This window comes from Actinomadura sp. K4S16, from assembly GCF_008327685.1.
Lineage (GTDB): Bacteria > Actinomycetota > Actinomycetes > Streptosporangiales > Streptosporangiaceae > Spirillospora.
Genome location: NZ_BDDE01000030.1, coordinates 51387 through 76955 on the forward strand (window position 1 = coordinate 51387; position 25569 = coordinate 76955).

Annotated in this window: 32 protein-coding genes; 23 read left to right on the plus strand and 9 right to left on the minus strand. The window is 74.2% G+C overall.

What is annotated here, in order from left to right:
• Window positions 1–309 precede the first annotated feature (309 nt).
• The 12 genes from K4S16_RS41400 to K4S16_RS41455 all read left to right on the plus strand — a co-directional run bounded on the left by K4S16_RS41400 (window position 310) and on the right by K4S16_RS41455 (window position 10831).
• Window positions 310–1575: a LuxR family transcriptional regulator gene (locus tag K4S16_RS41400; protein WP_149264587.1), complete on the plus strand. Its 1266-nt coding sequence runs from the start codon at window positions 310–312 to the stop codon at window positions 1573–1575.
• A 249-nt stretch (window positions 1576–1824) separates the two neighbouring features.
• A complete protein-coding gene (locus K4S16_RS41405; RefSeq protein ID WP_149264588.1) occupies window positions 1825–2496 on the plus strand; it encodes a sigma-70 family RNA polymerase sigma factor in 672 nt (223 codons plus the stop codon).
• A gap of 172 nt (window positions 2497–2668) precedes the next feature.
• Window positions 2669–3103 (plus strand): hypothetical protein, encoded by a 435-nt coding sequence (locus K4S16_RS44785; protein WP_160161220.1) that lies wholly within the window; start codon window positions 2669–2671, stop codon window positions 3101–3103.
• Entirely contained in the window at window positions 3100–4023 is a 924-nt protein-coding gene (locus K4S16_RS44790; protein ID WP_160161221.1) for a hypothetical protein, read from the plus strand. Before K4S16_RS44785 ends, K4S16_RS44790 begins: the two co-directional genes overlap by 4 nt.
• Window positions 4010–5431 (plus strand): V-type ATPase 116kDa subunit family protein, encoded by a 1422-nt coding sequence (locus tag K4S16_RS46665; protein WP_149264589.1) that lies wholly within the window; start codon window positions 4010–4012, stop codon window positions 5429–5431. The genes K4S16_RS44790 and K4S16_RS46665 overlap by 14 nt, the downstream gene beginning before the upstream one ends.
• Window positions 5416–5667: an ATP synthase subunit C gene (locus K4S16_RS41425; protein WP_149264590.1), complete on the plus strand. Its 252-nt coding sequence runs from the start codon at window positions 5416–5418 to the stop codon at window positions 5665–5667. Before K4S16_RS46665 ends, K4S16_RS41425 begins: the two co-directional genes overlap by 16 nt.
• Window positions 5664–5918, plus strand: coding sequence for a hypothetical protein (locus K4S16_RS41430; RefSeq protein ID WP_149264591.1), 255 nt, complete (start codon window positions 5664–5666; stop codon window positions 5916–5918). Before K4S16_RS41425 ends, K4S16_RS41430 begins: the two co-directional genes overlap by 4 nt.
• Window positions 5915–6439: a hypothetical protein gene (locus K4S16_RS41435; RefSeq protein ID WP_149264592.1), complete on the plus strand. Its 525-nt coding sequence runs from the start codon at window positions 5915–5917 to the stop codon at window positions 6437–6439. The genes K4S16_RS41430 and K4S16_RS41435 overlap by 4 nt, the downstream gene beginning before the upstream one ends.
• Window positions 6424–7932, plus strand: a complete 1509-nt coding sequence (locus tag K4S16_RS41440) for a V-type ATP synthase subunit A (protein WP_200842422.1) — start codon at window positions 6424–6426, stop codon at window positions 7930–7932. Before K4S16_RS41435 ends, K4S16_RS41440 begins: the two co-directional genes overlap by 16 nt.
• On the plus strand, window positions 7929–9422 hold the full coding sequence (locus tag K4S16_RS41445; protein ID WP_149264593.1) for a V-type ATP synthase subunit B: 1494 nt from the start codon (window positions 7929–7931) through the stop codon (window positions 9420–9422). Before K4S16_RS41440 ends, K4S16_RS41445 begins: the two co-directional genes overlap by 4 nt.
• The gene (locus tag K4S16_RS41450) at window positions 9419–10024 is read left to right on the plus strand and encodes a V-type ATP synthase subunit D (protein ID WP_160161222.1); all 606 of its coding nucleotides are present in this window, start codon (window positions 9419–9421) and stop codon (window positions 10022–10024) included. The genes K4S16_RS41445 and K4S16_RS41450 overlap by 4 nt, the downstream gene beginning before the upstream one ends.
• Window positions 10025–10204: 180 nt before the next feature.
• The gene (locus K4S16_RS41455) at window positions 10205–10831 is read left to right on the plus strand and encodes an SPFH domain-containing protein (RefSeq protein ID WP_149264595.1); all 627 of its coding nucleotides are present in this window, start codon (window positions 10205–10207) and stop codon (window positions 10829–10831) included.
• Between the two features lie 27 nt (window positions 10832–10858).
• On the opposite strand, the gene K4S16_RS41460 is transcribed toward K4S16_RS41455, so the two are convergent.
• Together K4S16_RS41460 and K4S16_RS41465 are read right to left on the minus strand one after the other, a co-directional pair.
• Window positions 10859–11305 carry a hypothetical protein gene (locus K4S16_RS41460; protein ID WP_149264596.1) on the minus strand — a complete coding sequence of 149 codons (447 nt, stop codon included), beginning with the start codon at window positions 11303–11305 and terminating at the stop codon, window positions 10859–10861.
• A gap of 25 nt (window positions 11306–11330) precedes the next feature.
• On the minus strand, window positions 11331–12620 hold the full coding sequence (locus tag K4S16_RS41465; protein WP_149264597.1) for an MFS transporter: 1290 nt from the start codon (window positions 12618–12620) through the stop codon (window positions 11331–11333).
• A gap of 138 nt (window positions 12621–12758) precedes the next feature.
• Here K4S16_RS41465 and K4S16_RS41470 point away from each other — a divergent pair, with 138 nt between their 5' ends.
• The 3 genes from K4S16_RS41470 (at window position 12759) to K4S16_RS41480 (ending at window position 15006) form a co-directional block, all read left to right on the plus strand.
• Window positions 12759–13445 carry a metalloregulator ArsR/SmtB family transcription factor gene (locus K4S16_RS41470; RefSeq protein ID WP_149264598.1) on the plus strand — a complete coding sequence of 229 codons (687 nt, stop codon included), beginning with the start codon at window positions 12759–12761 and terminating at the stop codon, window positions 13443–13445.
• Window positions 13446–13692: 247 nt separating this feature from the next.
• Complete coding sequence (locus tag K4S16_RS41475) at window positions 13693–14259, plus strand: TetR/AcrR family transcriptional regulator (protein WP_235037408.1); 567 nt, start codon at window positions 13693–13695, stop codon at window positions 14257–14259.
• A 21-nt stretch (window positions 14260–14280) separates the two neighbouring features.
• A complete protein-coding gene (locus K4S16_RS41480; protein ID WP_235037409.1) occupies window positions 14281–15006 on the plus strand; it encodes a cupin domain-containing protein in 726 nt (241 codons plus the stop codon).
• Between the two features lie 50 nt (window positions 15007–15056).
• Here K4S16_RS41480 and K4S16_RS41485 read toward each other — a convergent pair whose 3' ends face one another.
• The gene (locus K4S16_RS41485; protein WP_149264601.1) at window positions 15057–15446 is read right to left on the minus strand and encodes a DUF302 domain-containing protein; all 390 of its coding nucleotides are present in this window, start codon (window positions 15444–15446) and stop codon (window positions 15057–15059) included.
• A 148-nt stretch (window positions 15447–15594) separates the two neighbouring features.
• Here K4S16_RS41485 and K4S16_RS41490 point away from each other — a divergent pair, with 148 nt between their 5' ends.
• Entirely contained in the window at window positions 15595–15963 is a 369-nt protein-coding gene (locus K4S16_RS41490; protein WP_149264602.1) for a co-chaperone YbbN, read from the plus strand.
• An 11-nt stretch (window positions 15964–15974) separates the two neighbouring features.
• A complete protein-coding gene (locus tag K4S16_RS41495) occupies window positions 15975–16247 on the plus strand; it encodes a metal-sensitive transcriptional regulator (protein ID WP_149264603.1) in 273 nt (90 codons plus the stop codon).
• A gap of 2 nt (window positions 16248–16249) precedes the next feature.
• Here the strand turns inward: K4S16_RS41495 and K4S16_RS41500 are convergent, their stop codons facing one another.
• The gene (locus K4S16_RS41500; protein WP_149264604.1) at window positions 16250–16936 is read right to left on the minus strand and encodes a pentapeptide repeat-containing protein; all 687 of its coding nucleotides are present in this window, start codon (window positions 16934–16936) and stop codon (window positions 16250–16252) included.
• A gap of 231 nt (window positions 16937–17167) precedes the next feature.
• Here K4S16_RS41500 and K4S16_RS41505 point away from each other — a divergent pair, with 231 nt between their 5' ends.
• Window positions 17168–17917, plus strand: a complete 750-nt coding sequence (locus K4S16_RS41505; RefSeq protein WP_149264605.1) for a ZIP family metal transporter — start codon at window positions 17168–17170, stop codon at window positions 17915–17917.
• A gap of 38 nt (window positions 17918–17955) precedes the next feature.
• On the opposite strand, the gene K4S16_RS41510 is transcribed toward K4S16_RS41505, so the two are convergent.
• Complete coding sequence (locus K4S16_RS41510; protein ID WP_160161223.1) at window positions 17956–18288, minus strand: MerR family transcriptional regulator; 333 nt, start codon at window positions 18286–18288, stop codon at window positions 17956–17958.
• Between the two features lie 202 nt (window positions 18289–18490).
• A complete protein-coding gene (locus K4S16_RS41515) occupies window positions 18491–19393 on the minus strand; it encodes a class I SAM-dependent methyltransferase (protein WP_149264607.1) in 903 nt (300 codons plus the stop codon).
• A gap of 78 nt (window positions 19394–19471) precedes the next feature.
• Here K4S16_RS41515 and K4S16_RS41520 point away from each other — a divergent pair, with 78 nt between their 5' ends.
• Window positions 19472–19864, plus strand: coding sequence for a VOC family protein (locus K4S16_RS41520; RefSeq protein WP_149264608.1), 393 nt, complete (start codon window positions 19472–19474; stop codon window positions 19862–19864).
• Window positions 19865–19879: 15 nt separating this feature from the next.
• Here the strand turns inward: K4S16_RS41520 and K4S16_RS41525 are convergent, their stop codons facing one another.
• Entirely contained in the window at window positions 19880–20386 is a 507-nt protein-coding gene (locus K4S16_RS41525) for a MarR family winged helix-turn-helix transcriptional regulator (RefSeq protein ID WP_149264609.1), read from the minus strand.
• A gap of 97 nt (window positions 20387–20483) precedes the next feature.
• On the opposite strand from K4S16_RS41525, the gene K4S16_RS41530 reads away from it, so the two are divergent.
• Window positions 20484–22619 (plus strand): MMPL family transporter, encoded by a 2136-nt coding sequence (locus K4S16_RS41530; RefSeq protein WP_149264610.1) that lies wholly within the window; start codon window positions 20484–20486, stop codon window positions 22617–22619.
• 73 nt (window positions 22620–22692) lie between these two features.
• On the plus strand, window positions 22693–23199 hold the full coding sequence (locus K4S16_RS41535) for a hypothetical protein (protein WP_149264611.1): 507 nt from the start codon (window positions 22693–22695) through the stop codon (window positions 23197–23199).
• A gap of 31 nt (window positions 23200–23230) precedes the next feature.
• On the opposite strand, the gene K4S16_RS41540 is transcribed toward K4S16_RS41535, so the two are convergent.
• A complete protein-coding gene (locus tag K4S16_RS41540) occupies window positions 23231–23629 on the minus strand; it encodes an ester cyclase (RefSeq protein ID WP_149264612.1) in 399 nt (132 codons plus the stop codon).
• Window positions 23630–23886: 257 nt separating this feature from the next.
• Entirely contained in the window at window positions 23887–24081 is a 195-nt protein-coding gene (locus K4S16_RS41545; RefSeq protein WP_149264613.1) for a hypothetical protein, read from the minus strand.
• A gap of 197 nt (window positions 24082–24278) precedes the next feature.
• Here K4S16_RS41545 and K4S16_RS41550 point away from each other — a divergent pair, with 197 nt between their 5' ends.
• Together K4S16_RS41550 and K4S16_RS41555 are read left to right on the plus strand one after the other, a co-directional pair.
• Window positions 24279–24824, plus strand: coding sequence for an AAA family ATPase (locus tag K4S16_RS41550; protein WP_200842423.1), 546 nt, complete (start codon window positions 24279–24281; stop codon window positions 24822–24824).
• A gap of 122 nt (window positions 24825–24946) precedes the next feature.
• Window positions 24947–25438, plus strand: a complete 492-nt coding sequence (locus K4S16_RS41555; RefSeq protein WP_149264615.1) for a cupin domain-containing protein — start codon at window positions 24947–24949, stop codon at window positions 25436–25438.
• The last annotated feature ends 131 nt before the right edge of the window (window positions 25439–25569 follow it).

Below are 25569 nucleotides of genomic sequence, written 5' to 3' on the forward strand. Positions count from 1 at the left end.
CCGGGAGTGGGGGCAGTCGTGCGAACAGGCTTTGTTCGAGGCGGCTCCCGGGGCGTTCGCGCTGGTCAGCGCTAGTTCTTTGGTGATCGCCCTGTCTGGGCGGTAATTGGTGCTGGGTGGCGGCCCGGGCTCCGGGGTCATGGCTCCCGGGTGTGGTCCGCGCGCACTCCCTGGGGGACCCCCGGGTGCCCCGGGGGTCCCCCAGGGGTGCGGGCAAGGGACTCTCCCCGATGCGACCGCGAGGCGCTCCCGGCCACAGTGGATCGTGCCGGTGGTGGGGTGCCGCCGGGAAGGCCGAACGGAGGAGCCATGGCGGTCGAGCACGAGACGGGGCCGCTGCGGGGTCGCGAAGCCGAGGCCGCCGAACTGGCCGGATGGATCTCGCGGTCGCGCGACGGACGCGGAGGGGTCCTGCTGGTCGAGGGACACCCGGGAGCCGGTAAGAGCCGCCTCGCGGAGGAGGCCCGGACCTTCGCGGAGCACCTCGCGATCCGCGTTCTCAGGGGGACGGGGGAGCGGGAGCGGCAGAGCGTCCCGTTCAGCGCGCTGCTGGGGACGCTGGCGTCCGGTGGTCCCCCCCTCCCCGGCGCGGCCGACCTCCGGACGCTGTCCGAGTCGCCCGAGCACCGCTTCTGGCTGGTCCGGACGGTGCAGGACCGGTTGCGTCAGGCGGCGCTGGACGGGCCGCTCCTCGTCGTGATCGACGACCTTCAGTGGTGCGACGCCGGGACGCTCCTGGCGCTGCGCATCCTGCCGGCCCGGCTCCGCTCCCTCCCGATCCGCTGGCTGCTCGCCGTCCGCACCGGTTCCCCCGGCGCCGACGTGCGGGCGACGCTCGCCCGGCTCGCCGACGCGGGCGCCCGGACGATGCGTCTCGACCGGCTGCCGGAGGACGCGGTCGCCGAGATCGCCCGGGATCTGCTCTGCGCCGAACCGGGCCGCGACGTCCTCGACCTGCTCCGGCAGGCCGAGGGTTTGCCGGAGCTGGTGACCGGGACGGTCCGCGGACTCCTCCGCGAGGGCGCCGTGACCCGGACGGGCGCGGTCGCGCACCTGACCGGCCGGCGCTCCCCGGTCCCCTCCTACGGCTCCGCGGAACGCCTGCTGGGCCACCTGTCCCCGCCCGCCCAGGACGTGATCCGGCTCGCGTCGTCGCTCGGCCGCGACCTGGAGGCCCGCCAGCTCGCCGACCTCGCCGGGCGCACCCTCGCCGAGGTCGTGGCGGCCCTCCAGGAAGCCGTCGACGCCGGTCTCGTCCGTCCTACGGACCCCCTCACGTTCCGGCACGACCTCCTCCTGGGCGCTCTCGGCGGGACGGCGCCGAAGACAGTTCCCGCGGCTGCATCCGAGAGGGCAGTCGAGGCGGGCCGAGTGCAGGGATGGGACGCGCTCACGCCCGCCGAGCGCCGGGTCGCCGCGCTCGTGGCGACGGGGGCGACCAACCGCCAGGCCGCCGAACGGCTCTTCCTGTCGCCCGCCACGGTCGGCACTCACGTCATGCACACGTTCCGCAAACTCGGCGTGAACTCCCGCGTGGAATTGGCGCGCGCCTACCTGGAGCGCGACGCGGGCTGACCATTCCTGAAAGGAAGGCTGGAACCGTATCGGCGGTGCGCTTCCAGCCTTTCGGTGCTGCCTTGACAATTCTGCTGTGACAGCTCCTACTCGTGCTCTGAGCTGCACCTACGCGATCTCATGCATTTGTGTCATGCCCCATTCGACCCTAGACGAGATGGTGAGTGCATGAGGAGCGCAACCCACGGATACGGCCACTCGGAGAACGGCTTGACAGGCGGAATCGGACACTATCGTCGTGAGGTTGGAATGAGCATTGCTCTTGAGGAACGAGACCGGGCGGACTCCCTCGACCAGGCCGCCGAGACGTTCACCGAGGTGCGTTCGCGCCTCTTCGGCATCGCCTACCGGGTGCTCGCCGACCCGGCGGAGGCCGAGGACATCGTCCAGGAGACCTGGCTGCGCTGGCAGGGCTCCGACCGCGCGACGATCGTCAACCCGCCGGCGTTCCTGGCTTTGATCACGACCCGGCTGTCCATCAACACCGCGCGGTCCGCGCGGGTCCGCAGCGTGACCTCCCTGGGCTCCCTGCTGCCCGAACTGGTCGACCCCGGCAACGATCCCGCCGTCGGGGCCGAGCGGGGCGAGGCGCTCGAACGCGCCCTGCTGGTGCTGCTGGAGAGGCTCACCCCGGCCCAGCGGGCGGCCTACGTCCTGCGCGAGGCCTTCGTCTACCCCTACGAGCGGATCGCGGAGATCATCCAGGTCAGCCCGGTCAACGTCCGCCAGCTGGTGAGCCGCGCGCGCAGGCACCTGGGCAGCGCCCGGCGGGAGCCGATCGACGTCGACGACTACCGGCGCTTCCTGGCGGTCTTCCTCGACGCCGCCCAGAGGGGCCACATGACGGCACTGGAGAACCTCCTCGCCGAGGACGTCGTCGGCTCCCCGGCGGACGACCGCGTCAGCGGCCGGGCGGCGTGATCGCCCGGGCACGCCTCACCATTGATCGCCGAGTGTGATCTCCTGCTCGCTGTTTGTGTCGCCGCGTGAAGGGGATCTTCGTGCTGCGGAGGGAGTCATCCGGCCGCGGCGGCGTGCGGCGCGTTCAAGGCCGGCGGGGAGACCGAGCAGACGAGTCCAGGGGGAGGCGCGGGTGCCGGCACTCCACGACCTTCTGCAGCGGTTCCGTCCGGCGGGAGCGCCGGGCCCGGCGGCGGCCGCCCCGGCGGAGCGCCGGCCCGTGGAGGACGAGCTGGAACCGGTCTTCGCCCGGTTGGCGGAAGCCGAGGAGGACCGGAGGCGCGTCGTCGCGGCGGCGCACGACCGGGCGCGGGACCTCACCGAGGCGGCCCGCGAGGAGGCGGCCGGCCTGGTGGAGCGGGCGCGCGCCGCGGCCGCCGGCGTCCGGGCCTCGGCCGCGGCCGAGGCGCTGCGGGCCGCCGAGGAGGAGGGAGAGGCCCTGCGGGCCGCCGCGGAGGACGAGGCCCGACGGGTCCGGGAGGCCGCGGCGACCCGGCTGGACGGCCTGGTGGCCCGCGCCATGGGGTTCGTCGGCGGCCTCCTGGACGAGACGAGGGCGGCGCCATGACCGCGGGCTTCGTCGCCGGCCAGGTCCGCGCCCGGGCGCTCGCGCGGAACGTGCTCGGCCCGGGCCGGGGCAGAGCGCTCGCGCAGGCGGGCTCTCTGGCCGAGGCGCTGGCGGGCCTGGCCGCGACGCCCTACGGGAAGCGGCTTCCGGCGGCGCCCGGGCTGGACGCGGCGCAGCACGCGGTCGCCGGCTCGCTGCTCTGGCATCTGCGCGTCCTGGCGGGCTGGCTTCCGCCCCGGGCCGTGGCCGCCATGCGGGCCATGGCCGGATGGTTCGAGGTCGCGAACGTCGACGGCCTGCTCCAGCGACTGGAGGACCGGCCCGCCGAGGAACCGTACGCGCTCGGGGCGCTCGCCACCGCGTGGCCGCACCTGGCGGACGCGCCGGACGCGGGGGCGGTGCGCGAACGCCTCGCCGCCTCGCCGTGGGGCGATCCCGGGTCGGCCGACCCGTACGACGTCCGGCTGTTCCTCAGGCTGTCGTGGGCCTCGCGCGTCTCCGGCCTCGGGGCGCGCGCCGGCGCCTGGGCGGCGGGGGCGGCGGCCGTGCTCGTCGCCGGCGAGCGGTTCGGCGACGGCCGCGAGCTCCCCGAGAACGCCTCCGGACGGGCGGCGCGGCTGCTCGGCCGGGCGGCGCTGGAGGCGCCCACCCTGCCCGCCATGGCCGACCGCCTGGGCCGGAACGCCCGCCGGCCCCTTGAGGGCGTCGACGACGCGGCGGACCTCTGGCGGGCCGAGATCCGCTGCTGGCGGCGGCTGGAGCGGGACGGCGAGGCGATGCTGCGCAGCTCCGCGTTCGGCATGGAGCCGGTCGTCGGGGCGGTGGCCGTGATGGCCGCCGACGTCCGGCGGGTCCGCGCCGCGCTGGAGGCGGCGGCGCTCGGCGGCGGATCGGCGGAGGCCTACGATGAGGTGGCCTGAGAGCCTGTGGCCGGTGCGGATGGCGCGCGTCGCGGTCGTGGCCCCCGCCGGGTCCCTGCGCGACGCCCTTGCGCGGGTGGCGGACGCCGGGGTGGTCGAGCCCGAGCCCGGTCCGCGCCCCCACGGCCGACCGGGCGGCGCCGCACGGCCCCTGCCAGGGGCGGGAGGTCTGGAACCGGCGGTCCTCCCGTTCGCGCCCGATCCGCGCCGGCTGGCCGAGCGCAACCGCCCGGACCTGGTCGAAGGAGAGGCGCAGGTGCGGGAGCGCGCCGACGCCGCGGTCCGGAAGGGGCATGTGGCCGCGGTCGTCGGGTGGATGCCCCGCGCGGCCCACGCGGCGCTGGCCGCCCGGCTCGCCGAGGTCGGCGCCGCCCTGGTGCGGCTGCCGCACCCGCGCGGCGTGGAGGCGCCGACCCTGCTGGCGGGGGAGGACCGCCGGGACAGCCTGCGCGGCTCCCTCGTGCCGCTGGTGGCGACCTACGGGCCCGTCCCGTACGCCGACCTCGATCCGACCCCGCTCGCGTCGGCGGCCTACGTCCTGATGTTCGGGATCATGTTCGGCGACGCGGGCCACGGGCTGATGCTGGTGGCGGCCGCCGCGGCCCTGGCGGCCGGGTGGCCGCGCCCGCCGGCGCGGTGGCGGCGGGCGTGGCCGTTCGTGCTGGGCGCCGGGATCGCCGCCACGGCGTTCGGGGTCCTGTACGGGGAGTTCTTCGGGCCGACCGGCGTCGTCCCCCGGCTGTGGCTCTCGCCGCTCGACAGCCCGGTCGAGCTGATGGTGTTCGCGGTCGGCCTCGGGACGGCCCTGCTGGCCGGCGCCTACGCGCTGGGCATCGTCAACCGGTGGAGGGAGGGCGGCTGGTCCGCGGCGCTGTACGAGCCCTCCGGCATATCCGGCGCCTCGGTGTTCCTCGGGTCGGGCGCCCTCGCGGCGGGCTTCTACTTCCACCGCCCCGTCGCGGCGGTCGCCGGCGGCGCCCTCGCGGTCCTCGGCCTGGTGCTGGCCTTCACCGGCTTCCTCGCGCGGGCGGGCGGCGGCGGCACGGGCGCGGTCGAAGCCGTCGTGGAGCTGTTCGACCTGGTCGTGCGGCTGGGCGCCAACGTGGTGTCGTTCGCGCGGCTGGCCGCGTTCGGGCTGACGCACGCGGCGCTGGCCGCGGTCGTCTGGACGGGTACCGCCGCCCTGTGGCGCCACGGCGGCGTCATGCCGGTCCTCGCCGTGGTCCTCTTCGTTCTGGGGACGGCGGTGACGTTCGCCCTGGAGGCGCTCGTCGCGGGCGTGCAGGCGCTCCGGCTGGAGTACTACGAGCTGTTCTCCCGGCTCTTCAACGCGCAGGGCCGGCCGTTCCGGCCCTGGCACATCCGCATGACGGCAGAGGAGGTGGACGCCGCATGTCCACAGGCGTGATGGCGGCCGGGCAGGTGGCGGCCGCGAACTGGGCCCCGTACGTGGGCGCCGGGATAGCGGTCGCCGGGGCCTCGATCGCCGCCGGCGTCGCGGTCGCCTACACCGGCGCCGCGGCGCTCGCCGCGCTGAGCGAGCGCCCCGAGCTGTTCGGGCGCGCGATGGTCATCGTCGGGCTCGCCGAGGGCATCGCCATCTACGGGTTGATCATCGGCATCATCCTGATCGGGAAGGCATGAGCTCCGCGAACGGTACCGGGGGAAGCGCCGCCGGCCGTGTCGCCGTGCTGGGGGAGCGCGCCCGTGTGGAGGGCTACGGACTCGCCGGGGCGCTGGTCAGCCCGGCGGACGGCGCCGGGGAGGTCCGGTCCGCCTGGGAGGCGCTCGACGACGAGGTGGCCGTCGTGGTGATGACGCCCGCCGCCGCCGAAGTCCTGGAGGACGCGCGCCACCGGCGTCCAGGGGTCCTGACCGTGGTGATGCCGCCGTGACCGGTGACCGTCGCATCGAGAACGCGCTCGCACCGGTGCGCGCGGCCTTGGCGGACGGCGCCCGCGCCGAGGCCGCCCGCCTCGTCGCCGACGCCGAACGCGACGCCGCCGCGATCGTGGGCCGGGCCCGCGCCGAGGCGGCCCGGATCCTGGACGACGCGCGGGCGGCGGGACGCGCCGACGGGGCGCTGGCCGCCGCGGCGGAGCGCTCCCGGGCGCGCGCGGCCTCGCGCGCGATCGTCCTGCGGGCGCGCAGGGAGGCCTACGAGGAGCTGCGCCGCCGGATCGGCGGCGAGGTCCGGGCCCTGTTCGACGGCCCGGACGCCCCGGCGAACGAGCGGGCGCTGACGGCGAGGGCCCGCGGACTGCTCGGGTCGGGCGCGCTCGTCGGGCGGGCGAGCGGCGGCGGCCTGGTCGCCCGCGGTCCCGACGCGGAGGTGGACCTGTCCGCCCGCGCCCTCACCGACCGGGCGGTGGCGGCTCTCGGGACGGAGGCGGCGGAGCTGTGGGCGCCGAGGTGACCCGCGTCAACGGCCCCCTCGTGGAGACGTCCGGCATGCGCGGCACGGCGATGAACGACGTGGTCGAGCTCGGCCCGGCCCGCCTCCCCGGCGAGATCGTCGCGCTGGAGGGCGACGCGGCCACCGTCCAGGCCTACGAGTACACCGGCGGGCTCGCGCCCGGCGCGGCCGCCGCCACGACCGGCCGCGCCCTGTCCGCCCCGCTGGGCCCGCACCTGCTCGGCGGCGTCTTCGACGGGCTGCTGCGCCCGCTGAGCGATGCGGGGGTCTGGCTCGACCCGTCCACCCGCGCCGTGCAGGCGGACGCGCGCCGGACGGAGTACTGGCCGGTCCGGCGGCCCCGCCCCTATGCCGAGCGGCTCGACGCCGACACGCCCCTGCACACCGGGCAGCGCGTCATCGACCTGCTCTTCCCCGTGCCGTTCGGCGGGACGGTCGCCGTCCCCGGCGGGTTCGGGACGGGCAAGACGATGCTGCTGCAGCAGGTCGCCAAGTGGTGCGACGCCGACGTGATCGTCTACGTCGGGTGCGGCGAGCGCGGGAACGAGATGGCCGACGTGCTCGAAGAACTCGCGGAGCTGGACGACCCCCGGACGGGCGGAAGGCTCGCCGACCGCACCGTCGTCATCGCCAACACCTCCAACATGCCGATGATGGCCCGCGAGGCGGGCGTGCACAGCGGCGTCACCGTGGCCGAGTACTTCCGCGACCAGGGCAGGGACGCCGTCGTCATCGCCGACTCGACCTCGCGGTGGGCGGAGGCGCTGCGCGAGTTCGCCTCCCGGGCCGGGGAGCTGCCCGGCGAGGAGGGCTATCCGGCCGCGCTGCCGTCCGCGCTCGCCGCCTTCTACGAGCGCGCCGGACGGGTCCGGACGCGGGACGGCGCCGAGGGCTCGGTCACCGTCATCGGCGCGGTGTCCCCGCCGGGCGGTGACATGACCGAGCCCGTCACCGCCTACACCGAACGGTTCGTGCGGGCGCGCTGGAGCCTGGACAAGGACCTGGCCTATTCGCGGCACTACCCGGCGGTCTCCTGGTCGGGGTCCTTCGCCAGGGACGTCCCGGTCCTGGCGCGCAGCCACGCCGCCGCCGGAGACCCGGAGTGGGCGCATCGCCGCGCGCGCACGGCGGGCCTGCTGGCAGAGGCCGACCGCCTGACCGCCCTCGCCGAGCTCGTCGGCACCGGGACGCTGCCGGCCGCCGAACGCGTGACGCTCGTGGCAGGGCGCCTGCTGCGGGAAGGCGTCCTGCAGCAGAGCGCCCTCAGCCCGAACGACGCTTCCTGCACCCCCGAGCGCACCGCCGCGCTGACCGATGCCGTCCTCGCCGTGGTGGACCGGTGCCAGGACCTGGCCGGCCGCGGAGTCGCCGCCTCCGCCATCGAGGACGTGGACTACTCGCCCCTCGTGCGGGCCCGCGAGGACGCCCGGACCGCGGCGGACGTCCGCGAGCGCCGCGACACGATCCTGAGCAGGCTGGACGGGCTGCCGTGACCGGGGACGCCGACCCGCGGCAGGCGGCGGGGCGCGGCGGCTGGCCGAGGCCCTCTTACACCGGGATCGCGCGGGTCCGCGGACCGCTCGTGGTCGTGACGGGCGCCGGGAGCGTCGGATGGGACGAGTTCGCCGACATCCAGATCGGCCCGGACGACAACCTCCCAGAAGACGACCGTGCAGAGACCGAACGCGCAGGCGGCGACGCCTCGGACGACAGGGGCCCGGACGCCGACCGCCACGGGCTCGTGCTGGACACCGCGCGCGACCGCGTGCTCGTGCAGGTGCTGGAGGGCACCGGCGGCCTGCGCACGGAGGGCATGCGTGTCACCTTCAGCGGCGCGCCGCTGCGCGTCCCGGTCGGGACGGCCTGGCTCGGACGCGTCTGCGACGGGATGGGGCAGCCGCTCGACGGCGGCCCGCCGGTGCTGGGCGGCGCCGACGCCCCGGTGGCCGGCGTCCCCCTGAACCCCGTGCACCGCGAACCGCCCGCCGAGCCGGTGCTGACCGGGATCTCCGCCATCGACGCGCTCACCACTCTGGCCCGGGGCCAGAAGCTGCCGATCTTCTCCCGCGCCGGGCTCCCGCACCTGGAGTTGGCGGCCCAGATCGCCGCGCAGGCGTCGGCGGGCGACGAGCCCTTCTGCGTCGTCTTCGCCGCGATGGGCCTGACCCACGCCGACGCCGCCGCCGTCCGGGAGACGCTGGAGGGCCGCTCCGCCTCCGGCGAGCTGGTGCTGCTGCTCAACCTCGCCGACGCCCCCGTGATCGAGCGGACCCTCACCCCCCGCATCGCGCTGACCGCGGCCGAGCACCTCGCCTTCGAGGAGGGGCGGCACGTCCTGGTCGTCATGGGCGACATGACGTCCTACTGCGAGGCGCTGCGCGAGGTGTCCGCCGCGCGCGGCGAGATCCCCGCGCGGCGCGCCTACCCCGGCTACCTCTACAGCGACCTGGCCTCCCTCTACGAGCGGTGCGGGCGCGTCCGCGGACGCCCCGGATCGGTCACGCTCGTCCCCGTCCTGACGATGCCCGGCGGCGACATCACGCACCCCGTGCCCGACCTGACGGGCTACATCACCGAGGGCCAGATCGTCCTGTCCGAGGAGCTGCACGCGCTCGGCGTGTACCCGCCCGTCGACGCGCTGGAGTCGCTGTCGCGGCTCATGCGCAAGGCCGCCGGACCCGGCCGCACGCGCGCCGACCACCTCGACGTCGCCGCGCAGACGACGGCCGCCCTCGCCGGGGCCCGCCGCGCCCGCGAGCTCGGCGAGCTCATCGGAGCGGGCGCCCTCAGCGACACCGACCGCCACTACCTCGACTTCGAGCGCGCCTGCCGCGAGACCCTCATCTCCCAGGGCAGGACGGAGGCCCGCGCGCTCGACCGGACGCTGGACAGGGCGTGGCAGGCGCTCGCCGCCCTGCCGCGCCGCGAACTCACGATGCTGCCGCGCGAGATGATCGACGACCACCTCGGGCGGGGGCGGTGAACACCGGACCGCGGGGGCGCGCGGGGCGGCTCTGGCTCCGGCAGCGCATCGCGGCCGCCGAAGCCGCCCTCGACCTGCTGGAACGCAAGCTCGGCATCCTGCGGGACGAGCAGGCAGGGCTCCACCGGGTCGCCGAGGAAACCGGCGCGGAATGGGAGCGCCGCTGCCGGGAGGCCGACCGGCTGCTGGCGCGCGCCGCCTTGCTGGGCGGACGCCGCGTGCTGCCCCTGGCCACGACCGGAGAGCCCGCCGGCCTGACCGTGGAGCACACCTCCCTCATGGGGGTGGCCTATCCCCGGCGCATCCGCTTCGAGGCGCCCGTCGGGTCCGCGCCGTCGCCGTCCGGCGTCGCCCTGGCCCCGGCGCGGCGGGCCTGCCGGGCCGCGCTCGAAGCCGCCTGCGCGCACGCCGCCGCGACGGCCGCCGCGGCCGCCGTCGACGCCGAGGCCGCCGCCACGCGGCAGCGCATCCGCGCGGTCGAACGCCGCCGCCTTCCCCGGCTGCGCTCCGCACTGGAACAGATCGAGGTCGCCCTGGAGGAGCGCGAACGCGAGGACGGCGCCCGCCTGCGCCTGATCACGGGCCACGACGGCCGGTCCTGAGCACGGCGGACGCATGCCCGGTCGTGCCTTTCGCAATCCCCGGTCGTCCTCTACATGGTCGGTCTCGCCGAATTGGTGGCCGTGCCCGATGGCGAAGCGGCCGCGTAGCGGTCATGGTGGAATCACGGGTCACCCGGTGAAGGGGCCCGGCCCGAGCGCCGCAACGCCACGGGAGGACGCATGAGCAGGAATCTCCTGCGAGGCGATCCGACGGCCGCCGCCTCGCCCCATCGGGACGAGCTGCTGCCCGGCTTCCTCACCTGGACGTCGCTCGCCGTCCTGGCCCTGCTCGTGCTGATCACGATGCTGGTCATCGCGTCGCTGCGAGTCGTGCCCGAAGGGGAGCGCCTGGTGGTCTCCCGGCTCGGCCGCCCTCCCACGGTGCGGGGGCCGGGCCGTGCGCTGGTGGTGCCGGGCGTCGACCGGTGGGTCCGCGTCCCCCTGCGCTGGAGTCCGATGGACGTATGGCTCGAAGCGTCCACCCGGGACGGGGTGCTCCTGCGGCTGAAGGCGATCGTCCTCGTGGCGGTGTCCGACCCCGCCCGCCATGCGCTGCGGCCGGTTCCGCAGACGGCGGCGGTCAGCTTCATCGTGGAGGGCCGGCTGCGCCGCCACATCGCGGACCGGGACCTGAACGAACTGGGCGGGCTGACCTCCGACCAGATGAGACTCCTGACCAGCGACCTGGATGAGGCCGTCGGCGAATGGGGGCTGACGGTCACGCTGCTGGAAGTCGTCCGAGCCGACGTCCCCCTCGCAGGCCTGAACCGATGGCTCGCCGACCGCGCCCCTGCTCCGCCGCAGTGAGGCTCGGGACGGCCGACCAATGAGCACTCAAGCGAGAGGCCGCCAGCGACCCTCGTAGGCGGGGCCTTCGAGGCGGTAGCGTTTCGGGGCGCCGTTTCCGCGCCACTCGACTCGCATCACTCTGGCGTTCTTCGGCACGGCGCGATGGGGCACGAGCAGTTCTTCGAGCGCGTCATAGCGGGCATCGACTCCTCCCTGCACCGGATGGTCCTCCTCAGGGTTCGTGCCCGCCTCGAACCGGTCGTGCCAGGCAATGAAGATCGCCCACTGCTCCCGTTCCATGGCCAATACGTCGGTGCTCAGGGGCCAGACGCGGTGTTCCGCGCCACCGCCCCTTCCAGGTAGCGCCCAGAAGTAGTGCGGAACGCCGTCGATATCCGCGATGCCTCCCCTCGGGCCGTCGTACCACTCGAATTCGACGTGCACCCGTTCGAAGCCCGTGGACGACGGCGTTTCCTCCGCGCTCCGCTCCATGCCGCCCATGGTAATTATCCCGCGTTCAGCGACGAAGGGGCTGTTCGGTCGCGGCTGTGCGGTGCTCGCTGATCCAGCGGGCGGCGAGCAGGCCGGAGCCGGCGGTGAGGACGGCGGCGGCGATGACGGTGGCGTTGAGGCCGAGGGCGTCGGCGAGGACGCCGGCGACCAGGGCGCCGGCGGCGTAGCCGATGTCGCGCCAGAAGCGGTAGGTGCCGAGCGCGTTGGCGCGCCAGGCGGGGTGGGCGTGGTCGGACACCGAGGCGATCAGGGCCGGGTAGACCATCGCGGTGCCGATGCCCAGGACGGCGGCGGACACGACGCCCGCCAGCAGCGGCCGGGCCAGCAGCGCGAGGGCGAGCACGAAGGCGGCGGACTGGACGAGCATGCCGGCCACGATGAGCGGCTTGCGGCCGACGCGGTCGGCCAGATGGCCGGTGGGGATCTGCCCGAGCCCCCACAGCAGGGGGTACAGCCCCTTGATCAGCCCGACGGCGGCCAGGCCGAGGCCGTGGTCGGTGAACAGCAGGGGGAAGACGCCCCAGGTCAGGCCATCGTTGAGGTTGTTGACCAGCCCGGCCTGGCTGGCGCCGCGCAGCGAGCGGTCCCGCCAGGACGTCCGGGCGAACACGGTGCCCGGCCCGGTCCGCTCCCCGGCGGGGACGGGCCTGGGATGCCGGGCCAGTTCGAGGGCGACGTGCGCCGCGGTGTCCCGCACGAACAGCGACAGCCCCAGTCCCGCGGCGGCGAACACCACGCCGACGAGTTCGGGCGCGGGCCGCAGCCCGTGGGCGGTGGCCAGGTATCCGGTGAGCAGCGCGGTGGCGCCCACCGCGACGTACCCGGCGGCCTCGTTGAGCCCGGTGGCCAGCCCGCGCCGGGCGGGGCCGACGAGGTCGATCTTCATGTTGACCGTCATCGACCAGGTGAGCCCCTGGTTGACGCCCAGCAGGACGTTGGCGGCCACGATCCAGCCCCAGGACGGCGCCCACGCGAGGGCGAACGGCACCGGGAGGCCGACCAGCCAGCCGGCGAGCAGCAGCGTCCTGCGGTGGAACCGGGCGGTCAGCGCGCCCGCGGCGAGGTTGGTCAGCGCCTTGGTGACGCCGAAGGCGATGATGAAGGAGAACACCGCCAGGTCGCTGGTCAGCCCGAACACCTTGGTGCCGATCAGCGGGACGGTCGTGCGCTCCAGGCCGACCAGGGCGCCGACGCAGACGTTCACGACGACCAGCAGCGCGAACTGCGGCCAGTTCTCCCGCAGCCCCAGCCGGACCGGTCGCGCGGACGGGCGATCGGCGGAAGCGTTCCTCACGCCCGCGCCCCCGCCTCATCGGGCAGCGGTGGCGGGCGCCTCTCGGCGAAGCCCACGGAAGTCCTCCAAGGTCGGGTCGTTGCGGGGATGCGGGACGCATCCGTGAATTACAATATTCCATGGATTTATGGAGGATGGATGGCGGAGCAGGTTCCCACGGGTTCGAAGGCGTCGAAGGCGCGGCTGTACGAGGCGTTCGCGGCCGGCGGCAAGGCCCTGGCCAACGGCAGGCGGCTCGAACTGCTGGACCTGCTGGCCCAGGGCGAGCGGACGGTCGACGCGCTGGCCGGCGCGGCCGGGCTGAACCTGACGACGGCCTCGGCCCACCTCCAGATCCTCAAGCAGGCCGGGTTCGTCGCCACCCGCCGCGAAGGCGTGCGCATCCACTACCGGCTGGCCGGGGACGACGTCGCGCTGCTGCTCGCGCTGCTGCGCAAGGTCGCCGACGCCCACCAGGCCGCCGTCCCGGCCGCCCGCGACGCCTACCTCGGCGACGACGGCGCGGCGGAGGTCACGCGCGACGAACTGCGCGCCAGGGCGGCGGCCGGTGCGGCCACGGTGCTGGACGTCCGGCCGTTCGAGGAGTACCTGGCCGGGCACATCCCCGGCGCGATCTCCATTCCCGTCGAGCACCTGGCCGCGCGGATCGGCGAGCTGCCCGACGGCAGGGAGATCGTCGTGTACTGCAGGGACGAGTACTGCGTGCTGGCCTATGACGCGGTCCGGCTGCTGGCCGAACACGGCCGCCGCGCGGTCCGGCTCAGCGACGGCATGCTCGAGTGGCGCCTCGCCGACCTGCCCGTCCACGCGGGGGAGTCGGCATGACCGCCCTCCGCGCGCGGAGGGCACTATTGGCGGAGCGCCAATAAGCGTCTATCGTTGCGGTCCCCAGTCACCCGACCCGAGGGGACCGAATGAGCATCTACGAGTCGATCGGCGGCGAAGCGGCACATCGTGTCCGGCCGTTCCTCGCCCGAGGCGGTCGCGGCGGAGTGAGGGCGCCGGGGACGGGCTGCGCGGGCCGCCGAGGCGGGCGATCGACTCTGTACCTATTGGTATGTACACTGGCCCGGTGAGTACACGGGAACGGCTGGTGGAGAGCGCGCGCGAACTGCTGTGGGAGCGCGGCTACGTGGGAACGAGCCCGAAGACCATCCAGCAGCGGGCCGACGCCGGCCAGGGCAGCATGTACCACCATTTCGCGAGCAAGGAGGACCTCGCTCGCGCCGCCATCGACCGCACCGCCGAGGAGATGCGCGCCGCCATCGACGCGCAGCTGTCCGGCCCAGGTCCGGCCCTCGACCGCCTCGCCGCGTACCTGCATCGGGAGCGGGACGTCCTGCGGGGCTGCCCCATCGGCCGGCTCACCCAGGACCCCGACGTCATGGCCACACCCGCGCTTCGCGGCCCCGTGGAGGAGACCTTCGCCTGGCTTCGCGCGCGGCTCGCGGCGGTGGTGCGCGAGGGAGTGGACCGGGGAGAGCTGGAGCCCTCAGTGGGCCCCGCGTCCACCGCGGCCGCGATCGTCGCCACGCTCCAGGGCGGATACGTGCTCGCCCGCGCGGCGGGAGCCTCCGAGCCCTTCGACCAAGCGATCACCGGAATCCTCGCGCTGCTCGACGCGCGAACCGTCCGCTGACCCCCGAGGAACGCCATGCAGATGACACATGGATCCGCCGCCCCGTCCGAATGGTTCACCGGCGACGCCTGGATCACGCCGGTGGCCGACTCCGGGGAAGGCGCGCGGACGCAGATCGACAGCGTCCGCTTCGCCCCCGGGGCCCGCACCGTGTGGCACCGGCACCCGCTCGGGCAGGTGCTCGTCGTCACCGAGGGCACCGGGCGCGTGCAGCGGCGCGGCGGGCCGGTCGAGACGGTCCGCGCCGGCGACACCGTGCGCATCGCGCCTGGCGAATGGCACTGGCACGGCGCCGCCCCCGACCGCTCGATGACGCATCTGGCCATCGAGCCGATCCCGGGCGACGGCGCCTCGGCCGAGGCGGGGGAGCCGGTCGGTGACGGTGAGTACCGGGGCGACGGCGCGGAGGACGTCCCGCCGATCACTCGCACGGTGCTGCTCGACCAGCTCCTCGCGCCGGCCCGGAGCACGCACCGGGTCGAGGTCCGCCGCATCACCATCGCGCCCCGCCGGGCGGCCGGGCTGCACGTGCACAACGGGCCGGTGTTCGGCAGCATCGAGACCGGCTCGGTCGTCTACCAGATCGAGGGCGAGGCGGCGGCGGTCCTCGGCCCCGGAGACGTCTTCTACGAGCCCGAAGGCGCCCGCATCGCGCGCTTCGACGCCGAGGAGGACGGCGTGACGTTCCTCGGGTACTTCCTGTTGGCCGACGGCCAGGAGGCCGAGATCGAGTTCCCCGGCCTCTGAGCGCGGCGGGCGGCGTCGGGCGCGGCTCGGAAGAGCCTCCACAGCGCGGCTCAGGAGTCCAGCCGCCTCAACGCGGAGGCCAGCCGCCGCGTCGCCTCGTCGGCGACCGGCCCCAGGTCGGGACGGTCGCTGACCGACACCATGACCTGCGGGTCCAGCGCCTCCACGACGGTGTCGTCGCCGTCGACGCGGATCACGACGTTGCAGGGCAGCAGCAGGCCGATCTGCCGGTCGATGCCGAGCGCCTGGTGCGCGAGCGCCGGATTGCAGGCGCCCAGGATGAGGTAGGCCTCCATCGACTCGCCGAGCTTCTCGTGCAGGGTGGCCCGCACGTCGATCTCCGTCAGCACGCCGAAGCCCTGGTCCGTCAGCAGCCTGCGCACCTGGTCGACGGTCTCGCCGAACGGCCGCCGCAGTCGGACGCTGATCGAGTAACCCATGATGCTCCCCCCTTGAGGGGTGCCTTCCCCAACGGGCCCGCATCAACGCGGCTGCCCGCCGCGCCGCTCGCATCGGTCCCGGAATAAGGGGGTCCCGGTGCCGGTTCCTATACCCATAGGGGTATCCATCGGAGGAACGGAGACCGTGATGGCCACGACGGAACTGACGCGCGAGAACTTCGACGAGGTCCTCGACGGCAACGACATGATCCTGATCGACTTCTGGGCGAGCTGGTGCGGGCCGTGCCGCTTCTTCGGGTCGGTGTACGAGCGGGTCTCCGGGCGGCACGACGACATCGTCTTCGGCAAGGTCGACACCGAGGCCCAGCCGGAGCTGGCCGGGGCGTTCGGCATCACCTCGATCCCCACCCTGATGATCATCCGGGAGAACGTGGTGCTGTACGCGCAGCCGGGCGCCCTGCCCGAGCAGGAACTGGAGAAGCTGATCGACGGCGCCCGCGCGGTCGACATGGACGACGTCCGGCGGCGGGCCGCCGAGCAGAAGCGCAGCGCCTGAGGGGGAGCGGGATGGAACTGGAGAGGGACGCGCTCGACGACGTCGTGCTGCGGCTGAAGCGGGCCCAGGGGCAGATCGGCGGCGTCATCAACATGATCGAGGAGGGGCGGGACTGCGCCGACCTGGTCACCCAGCTGGCCGCCGTCTCGCGGGCGCTGCACCGGGCCGGCTTCAAGATCATCGCTACCGGGCTGGAGCGCTGCGCCATGCCGGAGAACGCGGGCACCGAGCAGGCCGCCGTCGACCGCGCGCAACTGGAGAAGCTGTTCCTCACGCTCGCCTGAGTTCAGTCCTCGACGGTGATGCCGAGTTCCGCGGCGAGCGCGTCCAGGAGCCCCATCGCGTCGGCGCTCGACACGATCGCGCCCTGGAATGAACTCAGGCCGGCGACCCCGCGCAGGTCGCAGCCGCGGAACCGGACCGCCTTCATCGCCGCCCCGGAGAACTGGGCGCCGCTGAGCCGGCAGTTCTCGAACCGGACGTCGGTCATGCCGGCGGACTGGAACGTCGCCTCGGCAAGGTTGCAGTCGCGGAACACCACGTTCCGCAGATGCGCGAACCTGAAACCGGCGAGGTCGGCGCGGCATCCCTCGACCAGCACGTCCCGCAGCCCGCTCTCGGGGAGCTGCATCCCCGTCATCCGCGCGTTCACGATCCGCACGCTGAACATCCGCGAGTTGAACGCCCGCAGGTTCGCCAGGTCGGTGTCGCCGAACGCGCAGTCGGCGAACCCGGCCCGGTGCAGCACCACCCCGGTGAAAGCGGTCTGCGTGAATCTGCAGCCCTCGAACTCGACGTCCTCGACCCCGTCCGGATCGTCCATGGACAGGGTTTCCGCCCCGTACTCCAGCGACAGGTACTTCCCGTCATGCCGGAGATGCCGCTCGACCTTCCCGGCAGGCGTGAGCGTGCGGGGGATCTGCGGCGGCCTGGGCTCTCTCACCGGGGACGAGGAGGCGGCACGAGCGGGCATGCGCCGACCCTACTAGCCGGCACCGCCCGGCTCCCCGCTACCGTGCCTGCGGCGAGAGGACGAGGCGGCGCCCCGAAGAGCGCGGGCGCCCGCCGGAAAGCGCATGCTTCGCTGTTCGGGGCGTTTCAGACCGAACCGGCGGGTAGTCGCAAGGGGCGGCGTGCCGGATGGCGCGCCGCTCCGCGTGCCGGACCCGGTACCGCGTGGCGGTCGTGGACGGAAGGGAGAGCCGTGCAGGGAGCGCTGCAGGCCGGAGGATGGGGTTTGCTGGCCGGGTCGGCGCTGGTGATGGGCGCCCTGGTCGGCTTCCTGGCTCCGGTCCCGGCACGGGTGGTGGCGAGCGTGATGGCGTTCGGCAGCGGCGTCCTGCTGTCGGCTGTGTCCTTCGACCTGATCGCCGAGGCGCACGACCAGGGCGGGCTGGCCCCGACGGCGATCGGGGCGGTGGTCGGCGCGGTCCTCTACGCCGGCGCCAACGCCGCCCTGGCCTGGCGGGGCGCGCGGCACCGCAAGCGCTCGGGAGGGCAGCAGCCCTCGGAGGAGGAGCAGCCCGGGTCGGGGAGCGCGATCGCGCTGGGGGCGCTGCTGGACGGCGTGCCCGAGTCGATCGTGATCGGCACGAGCCTGCTGGGCGGCGGCGCGGTCAGCCTGGTCACCGTGGTCGCAGTGTTCATCAGCAACGTGCCCGAGGGCCTGTCGAGCGCCTCGGGGATGCGCCGTGCGGGACGCGGCCGCGGGTACGTCTTCGGGCTGTGGAGCGGCATCGCCGTGGTCAGCGCCCTGGCGGCGGTCCTCGGCTACACGGCGCTCGGGGACGCTCCCGCCGACCTCCTCGCCGGCATCACCGCGCTGGCCGGCGGCGCCATCCTCACCATGATCGCCGACACGATGATCCCCGAGGCCTACGAGGACACCCACCTGTTCACCGGCCTGATCATCGTCGTGGGGTTCCTGGCGGCGTTCGCCCTGTCCCACGCCTGAGCCGCGCGGGCCGCCCCGTCCCGGACCGCTCCGGCGGGTCAAGCCGCCGAGAGGGGACCCCCGGACGCGTCCTCGTGCGGCTCGGCGGCCACGGCCTGGTCCTGGACGACGACCTCGACACCCGGGGCGAGGACCGCGGGCCGCCCGGCGGCCAGGTCGCGGGCCGCGCGATGGGAGGAGGCGACGTTCAGTCCCGCGCCGTGGAGGCGGACCATCAGCGCGGCGACCCGGACCTCCTCGGCGCTGTAGTCGCGGGCGTGACCGGCGCCTTCGCCCGCCTGCGCCGCCCGCAGGTAGCCGGTGCTGGTCCATCTGTCGAGCTGCCGATACGTCAGTCCGGGGATCTGGCTGAGCAGTTGGCCTGCGTTCACGTGCACCTCCTGCAAGGAGGGTGTTCCCGCTCGGCGGAGTTCATGCGCGGAGGGCGGCTCCACCCCGGCCGGCGGGAAGCGGATGCCGATCCGGTGAGCGGGCCCCGCCTCGTGACCGGCGGTGTCGAAAGGCGGGGCCCGCGTCGGCAGGCCACGCGGGTGGCCGCCGACATCTCCTTCAGCGCCACGGGCCCTCGTTGTGTCACCCGGCCCGCGAAAGAGGTCCGCGCTGCCGGTCGGCGGTCAGGACGCGGCCGGACGCCAGGGAGCGCGTGCTGCGGACGGGCATGGCGAGCGCCTCGGCCAGGGTGAGCAGGTCCGTGTCGCCGGACACCGTGCAGCCGTGCTCGGCCAGCAGGTCGCGCATGGCGGCCGGTGTCCAGGCGGAGCGCCATGGCTCGTGCGCCATCGGGTCGGGCTGCCGGGACAGCCGCCTCATCGCCCGGGCCACGGGACGCCCGATCGAGGCCACCAGCGACGGTGACTGGTAGTTCACGACGAGCCGGCTCTCCGGGGCGGAGGCCTCGGCGACGGCCCGCACCGTGGCCGCCACCTCGGCGCGGGTCAGGTAGGGGACCACGCCCTCCCAGATCCAGGTGGTGGGCTGGTCGGTCCGGTACCCGGCCGCCGCGAGGGAGGCGCCGAGGTCATCGTCGGCGGTGAAGTCGACGGGCACGAAGGCGACCTTTCCGGCGGGCGGGGGCAGGGCCGCGGTGCGCTCCCGCTTGTCCCGCTGGGAACGGGGGTGGTCGACCTCGAACACGGCGGTCCCGGCCAGCTCGGGCATCCGCCAGGCCCGCCCGTCCAGGCCGGCGCCGAGGATCACGAGCTGCGGCCGGGCCCGCTCCCTGACGGCGTCGTCGATGGCGACCGTCCGCGGCACCAGTCCTTCGGCCGTGGCCCGCAGGAACTCGTACTCGAGCCGGGGGCCCATGCCCTGGGGAGGCACGCCCGAACGGACCCGCTCGACCGCCTCCAGCTCGTCGGGACGGAGCAGCGCCGACGCGGTGGGATCGTCGAACCGGTCGGGGGCCAGGCGGCCGTGCGCCACCGCCCGGCCCTGGCAGACCAGCACGGCGGTCCGGCTGCCCTCGGTCCTGTCCATGCCGGCTCTCCCATCCCTTCGGCGTGCGCCCGGGGGCTCCCGAGCGCACGGCGGCCGCACTGATCGTACGCTCGCGGAGTGCGACTCGACCTGATCACGATCGTCGTGGACGACTACGACGACGCCATCGCGTTCTTCACCGGTGCCCTCGGTTTCGACCTGGTCGAGGACTCGCCCTCGCGCACCGACGACGGGCGCCCCAAGCGGTGGGTCGTCGTCCGGCCGCCGGGTGGTCGGACGGGCGTCCTGCTGGCCCGCGCGGACGGCCCGCGCCAGGCCGCCGCCGTCGGGAACCAGGTCGCCGGACGCGTGGGCTTCTTCCTGCGCGTGGAGGACTTCGACGCCGCCCACGAGCGCATGACGGCCGCGGGCGTCGAGTTCGCCACCCTGCCCCGCACCGAGCCCTACGGCCGCGTCGCCGTCTTCTTCGACATCGCCGGCAACCGCTGGGACCTGCTCGGTCCGGCCTAGGCCGGGCGCCCGCGCCTAGCGTCCGGAACCGCGTGTGCGGAGAGCCGACAGCTCGTCGTTCATCGCGCGGAGGAAGCGGAGGATGAGGCGGAGGTCCTCCTCGCCGAACCCGCTCCGCGCCGCCTCGGTGCTCTCCGACAGCGGGCGGAAGTAGTCGCGGGCCATGGTCATCGCGGACGGCTCGTACCGCAGGTGGACCACTCGCCGGTCGGCCGGGTCGCGCACCCGGGTGATGTGGCCGAGGCGTTCGAGGCGGTCGAGGCAGGCGGTCACCGCGCCGGAGGTGATGTTCAGCTCCTCCCGCAGCCGCCCGGGGGTCATCGGCCGGTCGGGGGAGCGCTGCGGGGCGTCCATGATCGCGACCAGGGCCTGGACGTCGGTGGGGTGCAGCCCGCTGGCGTGGGCGAACTCGTGGGCGATCCGGTTGAACTCGGCGTTCATCCGGCGCAGCTCGACGGCGAACGACCGGAGGTCGGCGGGGTCTTGCGGCTCTTCACCCGCCTTGTCCGCTCCTTCGGCCATGCGGATCAGGTTACATTAACTCAATCGTTGAGATAATCAATGATTGAGGTATTTGTGGGTATGGAGCGGCAGGTCGAACCTGCTGGGGGAGGAACCGATGACCGGACCGCGCCGAACACCGCCGCGCTCGATCCGCTGGCTGGTGCCGGCGGTGCTGCTCCTGGTCTGGCTGGCCATCGGCGGCGCCTTCGGTCCCTACGCCGGAAAACTCGGCGAGGTCTCCACCAACGACCAGGCGGCCTTCCTGCCGCGCAGCGCCGAGTCCACCAAGGTCCTGCAGGCGCAGCGGGCCTTCGACGAGCAGGAGACCATCCCCGCCATCGTCGTGTGGACGGCGAACGGCCAGGTCACGGCCGCCCAGCGGGACGCCGCGACCCGCGCGCTCGCCGGGCTGCGAGGCGCGCCCGGCACCCTCGGAACGCCGTCCCCGGCCCTGCGCTCGGACGACGGCCTGGCACTGGAGGGCGTGGTCCCGCTCAGACCCGACCTCGGTGACGAACTGCCGACCGTGCTGGACGGGGTCCGTTCGGCGGCGGAGACCGTCCCGGGGACGAAGACGCAGATCAGCGGGCCGGCGGCCACCCAGGCCGACCTGTCGGACGCCTTCGCCGGGATCGACGGGCTGCTGCTGGGCGTCGCGCTGGTCGCCGTCCTGATCATCCTGCTGCTGGTCTACCGCAGCCTGCTGCTCCCGCTGGTCATCATCGTCGGTGCGGTGTTCGCGCTGAGCCTCGCGTGCGCGGTGGTCTACGCGCTGGCCAAGAACGACATCGTCCGGGTCGACGGCCAGGTCCAGGGCATCCTGTCGATCCTGGTCATCGGCGCCGCCACGGACTACGCGCTGCTGCTCGCGTCCCGCTTCCGGGAGGAGCTCGCGGCGGGCCGGGACCGCTTCACCGCCGGATGGCTGGCGGTGCGCGAATCGTTCGGCGCGATCGTCGCCAGCGCGGCGACCGTCGCGCTCGGCCTGCTCGCGCTGCTGCTCAGCAACCTCACCAACAACCGGGCGCTCGGGCCGGTCGGGGCGATCGGCATCGCCTGCGCCGTCCTCAGCGCGCTGACGTTCCTCCCGGCCGTGCTCGTCGCGTTCGGACGGGTCGGGTTCTGGCCCGCGAGGCCCAAGCCGGTGGCGGAAGGGGCCGACGCGGGCAGTGGCCTGTGGTCCCGTGTCGCCCGCCTGGTCGACCTGCATCCGCGCCGCGTCGTCGCGGGAACGGCCATCGCCCTCGTCGCGTGCGCCGCGTTCGCCCCGGGGCTGCGCGCCCACGGCGTCCCCCTGGACGAGATCTTCATCAACGACGCGCCCTCGGTCGCCGCGCAGCGGACGCTCTCCAAGCACTTCCCGGGCGGTTCGGGCCAGCCGGCGGTCATCATCGCCGACGCGGCGCAGGGCAGGGCCGTGCTCGACGCCGCCGCCCGCACCGAGGGCGTCGCGAGCGCCGCGCCGGTCGGCGCGTCCGGCCGCCCCGGCGGCCCTCCGAAGGTCGTGGACGGGCGGGTCCGGATCGACGCGACGCTGAAGGCCGCCGCCGACAGCGACGCCGCGAAGAGCACCCTCAAGCGGCTGCGCACCGCCGTGCACGCCGTCGCCGGCGCGAACGCGCTGGTCGGCGGCTACACCGCCCAGCAGTACGACACCCAGCAGACCGCCGCCCACGACCGGACCCTCATCGTCCCGGTCGTCCTGGCGATCATCCTGGTCATCCTGGTGCTGCTGCTGCGCTCGATACCGCTGCCGGTCCTGCTGATCGCGACCGTCGCGCTGAACTACGCCGCCACGCTCGGCGTCGCGGCGCTGGTGTTCCGGTACCTGTTCGGTTTCACCGGCCTGGACGCCTCGGTGCCGCTCTACGGGTTCGTGTTCCTGGTCGCTCTCGGCGTGGACTACAACATCTTCCTGATGTCGCGGGTCCGCGAGGAGACGCGGCGCCGGGGCGTCCGCGAGGGCGTGCTCCGGGGGCTGACGGCCACCGGCGGCGTCATCACGTCGGCGGGCGTCGTGCTGGCCGCGACGTTCGCCGCGCTGGTCGTCATCCCGCTGTCGTTCCTGGCGCAGATCGCGTTCATCGTCGCGTTCGGCGTGCTGCTGGACACGCTCGTGGTCCGGTCGCTGCTGGTCCCGGCGCTCGTCCGGTTGATCGGGCCCAAGGTCTGGTGGCCCACCCGTTTCGAGGAGCACCCGCGGGACGCAGGTGCGGGCGAGGCCGCCCCGTCCGCCGCGAGGGACAGGTGAGCCCGCCCGATCGGGCTGGGATCGTAGGGTGTCGACGGCGTCCCGCCGGGACGCCGACGAGGGATTGGAAACCGTGGGCAACTCCTTCCTGGCCCTGGGCACGTCCGGCGAAGAGCTGTACCTGACCAACGGCGGGACCGACGTCTTCTTCGACGTGCTCACCCTGGCCGGGTGCGCCCTCGCCGAGTCCGCCTGGGAGAGCAACCTCGTGCTGCTCTTCGCGGACGGGCACCGCATCGGCCGCGGCACGGCCGGGTTCGACCTGAACGAGCTGCCCTGGACGGCGGCCTGGCCGTCCGAGAAGGCGTTCCTGCTGCGAGTGCTCGACCTGGCGATGACACGTCACGGCTGGGGGCTTCTCACCTACGACCCGCCCTTCGCCCTCGGGTACCTGCGGCGATACCGCGCGATGGTGGAGGGCTGGCCGGCTCCCGCCCCCGTGTGGCGGCCGGCGGCGTGGCCCGACTGGCGCGTCCCGCCGCCCCCCGAAGACCTGGAACCGTGCCCGGAGCACGGCATCTACAAGGGAACCCTGGGCTGCCGCCTCTGCGACGCGACCATCCAGCCCTTGCCCAAGTGACGCCTGGCGGGTCCGCCGGACGCGGCGGCGGTCACTCCACGCCGAGGGCGCGGGAGAGGGACCGGGTGTCGGAGATCACCCAGTACTCCGCGAACCGGCCGTCCTCGGCGCGCAGGACGTCATGGCCGCTGAACGAGATCTCCGTCCCCTCGGCGGCGGTCGCCCCCGGCATGCCGCCCCGGTACCGTCCGCTGAACGTCCACCGCGCGGCGACCCGGTCGCCGTCCACGATCGGGCCCACGTCCATCGTCACCGCGACGTCCTCGAAGGGCGCGTGCCCCTGCCGGAGCATGTCGACCAGCTCGTCGGCCCCGTGCACGTCCTGCCCCGGCCAATGGCCGACGAACCCCGGCGCGATCAGTTCGCGGGCGAGTTCGAAGTCCCCGGCCCACATCTCCAGCAGCCACCGCTCGTACAGCTTGCCGATCACGCGGATCCCCCTGTCTCTCGGCCCTACCGCCCTTCACCGCCGCCGGGTCCGCTGAGCCTGCCCAGTGCCTAGGCCTTCACGGGGTCGGGGACCGTGCGGGAGCCGGCGACCTGGACCTTGTTCTTGAACGAGCCCGCGACGACATGGTCCTTTCCGGCCACGAGGGCCCCGAATCCTTCGCGGGCGACTTGTACCGGATAGTCCCTACCCATTCGGCCGAACTCGTTGAACCGGGGCCTCCGGGCTTCGAGGCCGCCTCAGGACCCGGAGAAGTCGTCCCTCGACAGCCCCTTCTCCGACATCTTGTCCTCGAGCTCGGCGCCCAGTTCGGTGCGCACGTCGGGCCGCCGCTCGGGCTCCCGGCCGGACTTCCTGCCCGACTTGCCGCCCGGCTTCCTTGCGGCCTGGTCGGTGTCGTCGGTCTTCGGAGCGTTCTCCTCAGGCGTGGTCAACTCCGCCCCCCTCGGTGTCGATCGAGTCGCCGGCTCCTCCGGCCTTCGCATACGGCTACCCGGCCATGCCCGGCTCTAACGACGACGAGGGGCCGGTCTCTCGGAAACGTCCAGGTCGGAGGTCCCGTCGGCCGCCGCACCCGGGGCGCCGGGGCGGGATGCCACAATGCGCTGTGACCAAGCCGACCTTGATCGTCGTGAGCGGACCGCCCGGCGCCGGGAAGACAACTCTCGCCCACCGGCTCGCGCAGGGGCTCGGGTGCCCCGCCGTCGTCCGGGACGAGATCAAGCAGGGCATGGTCCTGGCCGCCCGGTCCGGTCCGGCGGCGAACGACCGTCTCAACCTGCCGACGCTCTCCGCCTTCTTCGACGTGCTGGCCGTGCTGGTGCGGGCGGGGGTGACCGCGGTCGCGGAGGCCGCCTTCCAGGACCACGTCTGGCGCCCGCGGCTCGAACCTCTCGGCGGCACCGCCGACCTCCGCGTCGTCCGCTGCACCGCCCCGCCGGCGGTCGCGCACGCGCGGATCGCCCGCCGCGCCGCCGACGACGCCCACCGGGCCGCCCACGGGGACCGGGACCTCCTGGAGGCGATCGCCGACGGACGGCACTCCCTCGACTCCTTCGGCTGGATCTCCCTCGACGTCCCGACCATGACCGTGGACACCGGCGACGGCTACGACCCGGCCCTTCCGCAGATCATCGCCTTCGGCCGGGGCGAGGGCCCCTCTCGCGCCGCGCGGTGATCCAGGGCGGGTGCCGAGCGGAATGTCACGGTCGACCGCCACTATTGGGACGTTGACGGGACCCGGCGGCCACGGCCATGGAAGGTCCGGCGGCGACGGGGACGAATGATGAGGAGGCGGGCATGTCGTATCCCAAGGAGCTCTTCCACGGTGACAAGGGCGAGGTCAGCGGCAGGCTGTGGAAGGGCGACTCCGAGCCCGACCTGCTGATCGGCACGCGCTCGAAGGTGCACTACCTGGCCACGGGCGAATCGACCGGCGGTCAGTACGGGCTCTACCGGTGGGACATGGGGGCCGAGCCCGGCCGCGGCTCGGGCGCGCACTTCCACAAGACGATGTCGGAGTCGTTCTTCGTCCTGGACGGCACCGTCGCCCTCTACGACGGCGACCGCTGGATCGACGCCGCGCCCGGCGACTTCCTGTTCGTCCCGCCGGGCGGGATCCACGCGTTCGACAACCCGCACGGGCCCGCGTCGATGCTGGTCCTGTTCGCCCCCGGCGCCCCGCGCGAGGCCTACTTCGAGGAGCTGGCCGAGATCGTGGGGAGCGGGCGGCAGCTCAGCGAGCAGGAGTGGGCGGACCTCTACCACCGCCACGACCAGTACATGGTCTGAGCACGGGGGAGCGGCAGGGCGTCTGCCGGGAGGGGTGGCGGTGAAGGCGGCGGCGAAGCCGCGGGCCTGAGAGGGACGACTCCCCCCGCCACTCTCAACGTATAGCGCACCGGGGGGCTTGCGGCAAGACC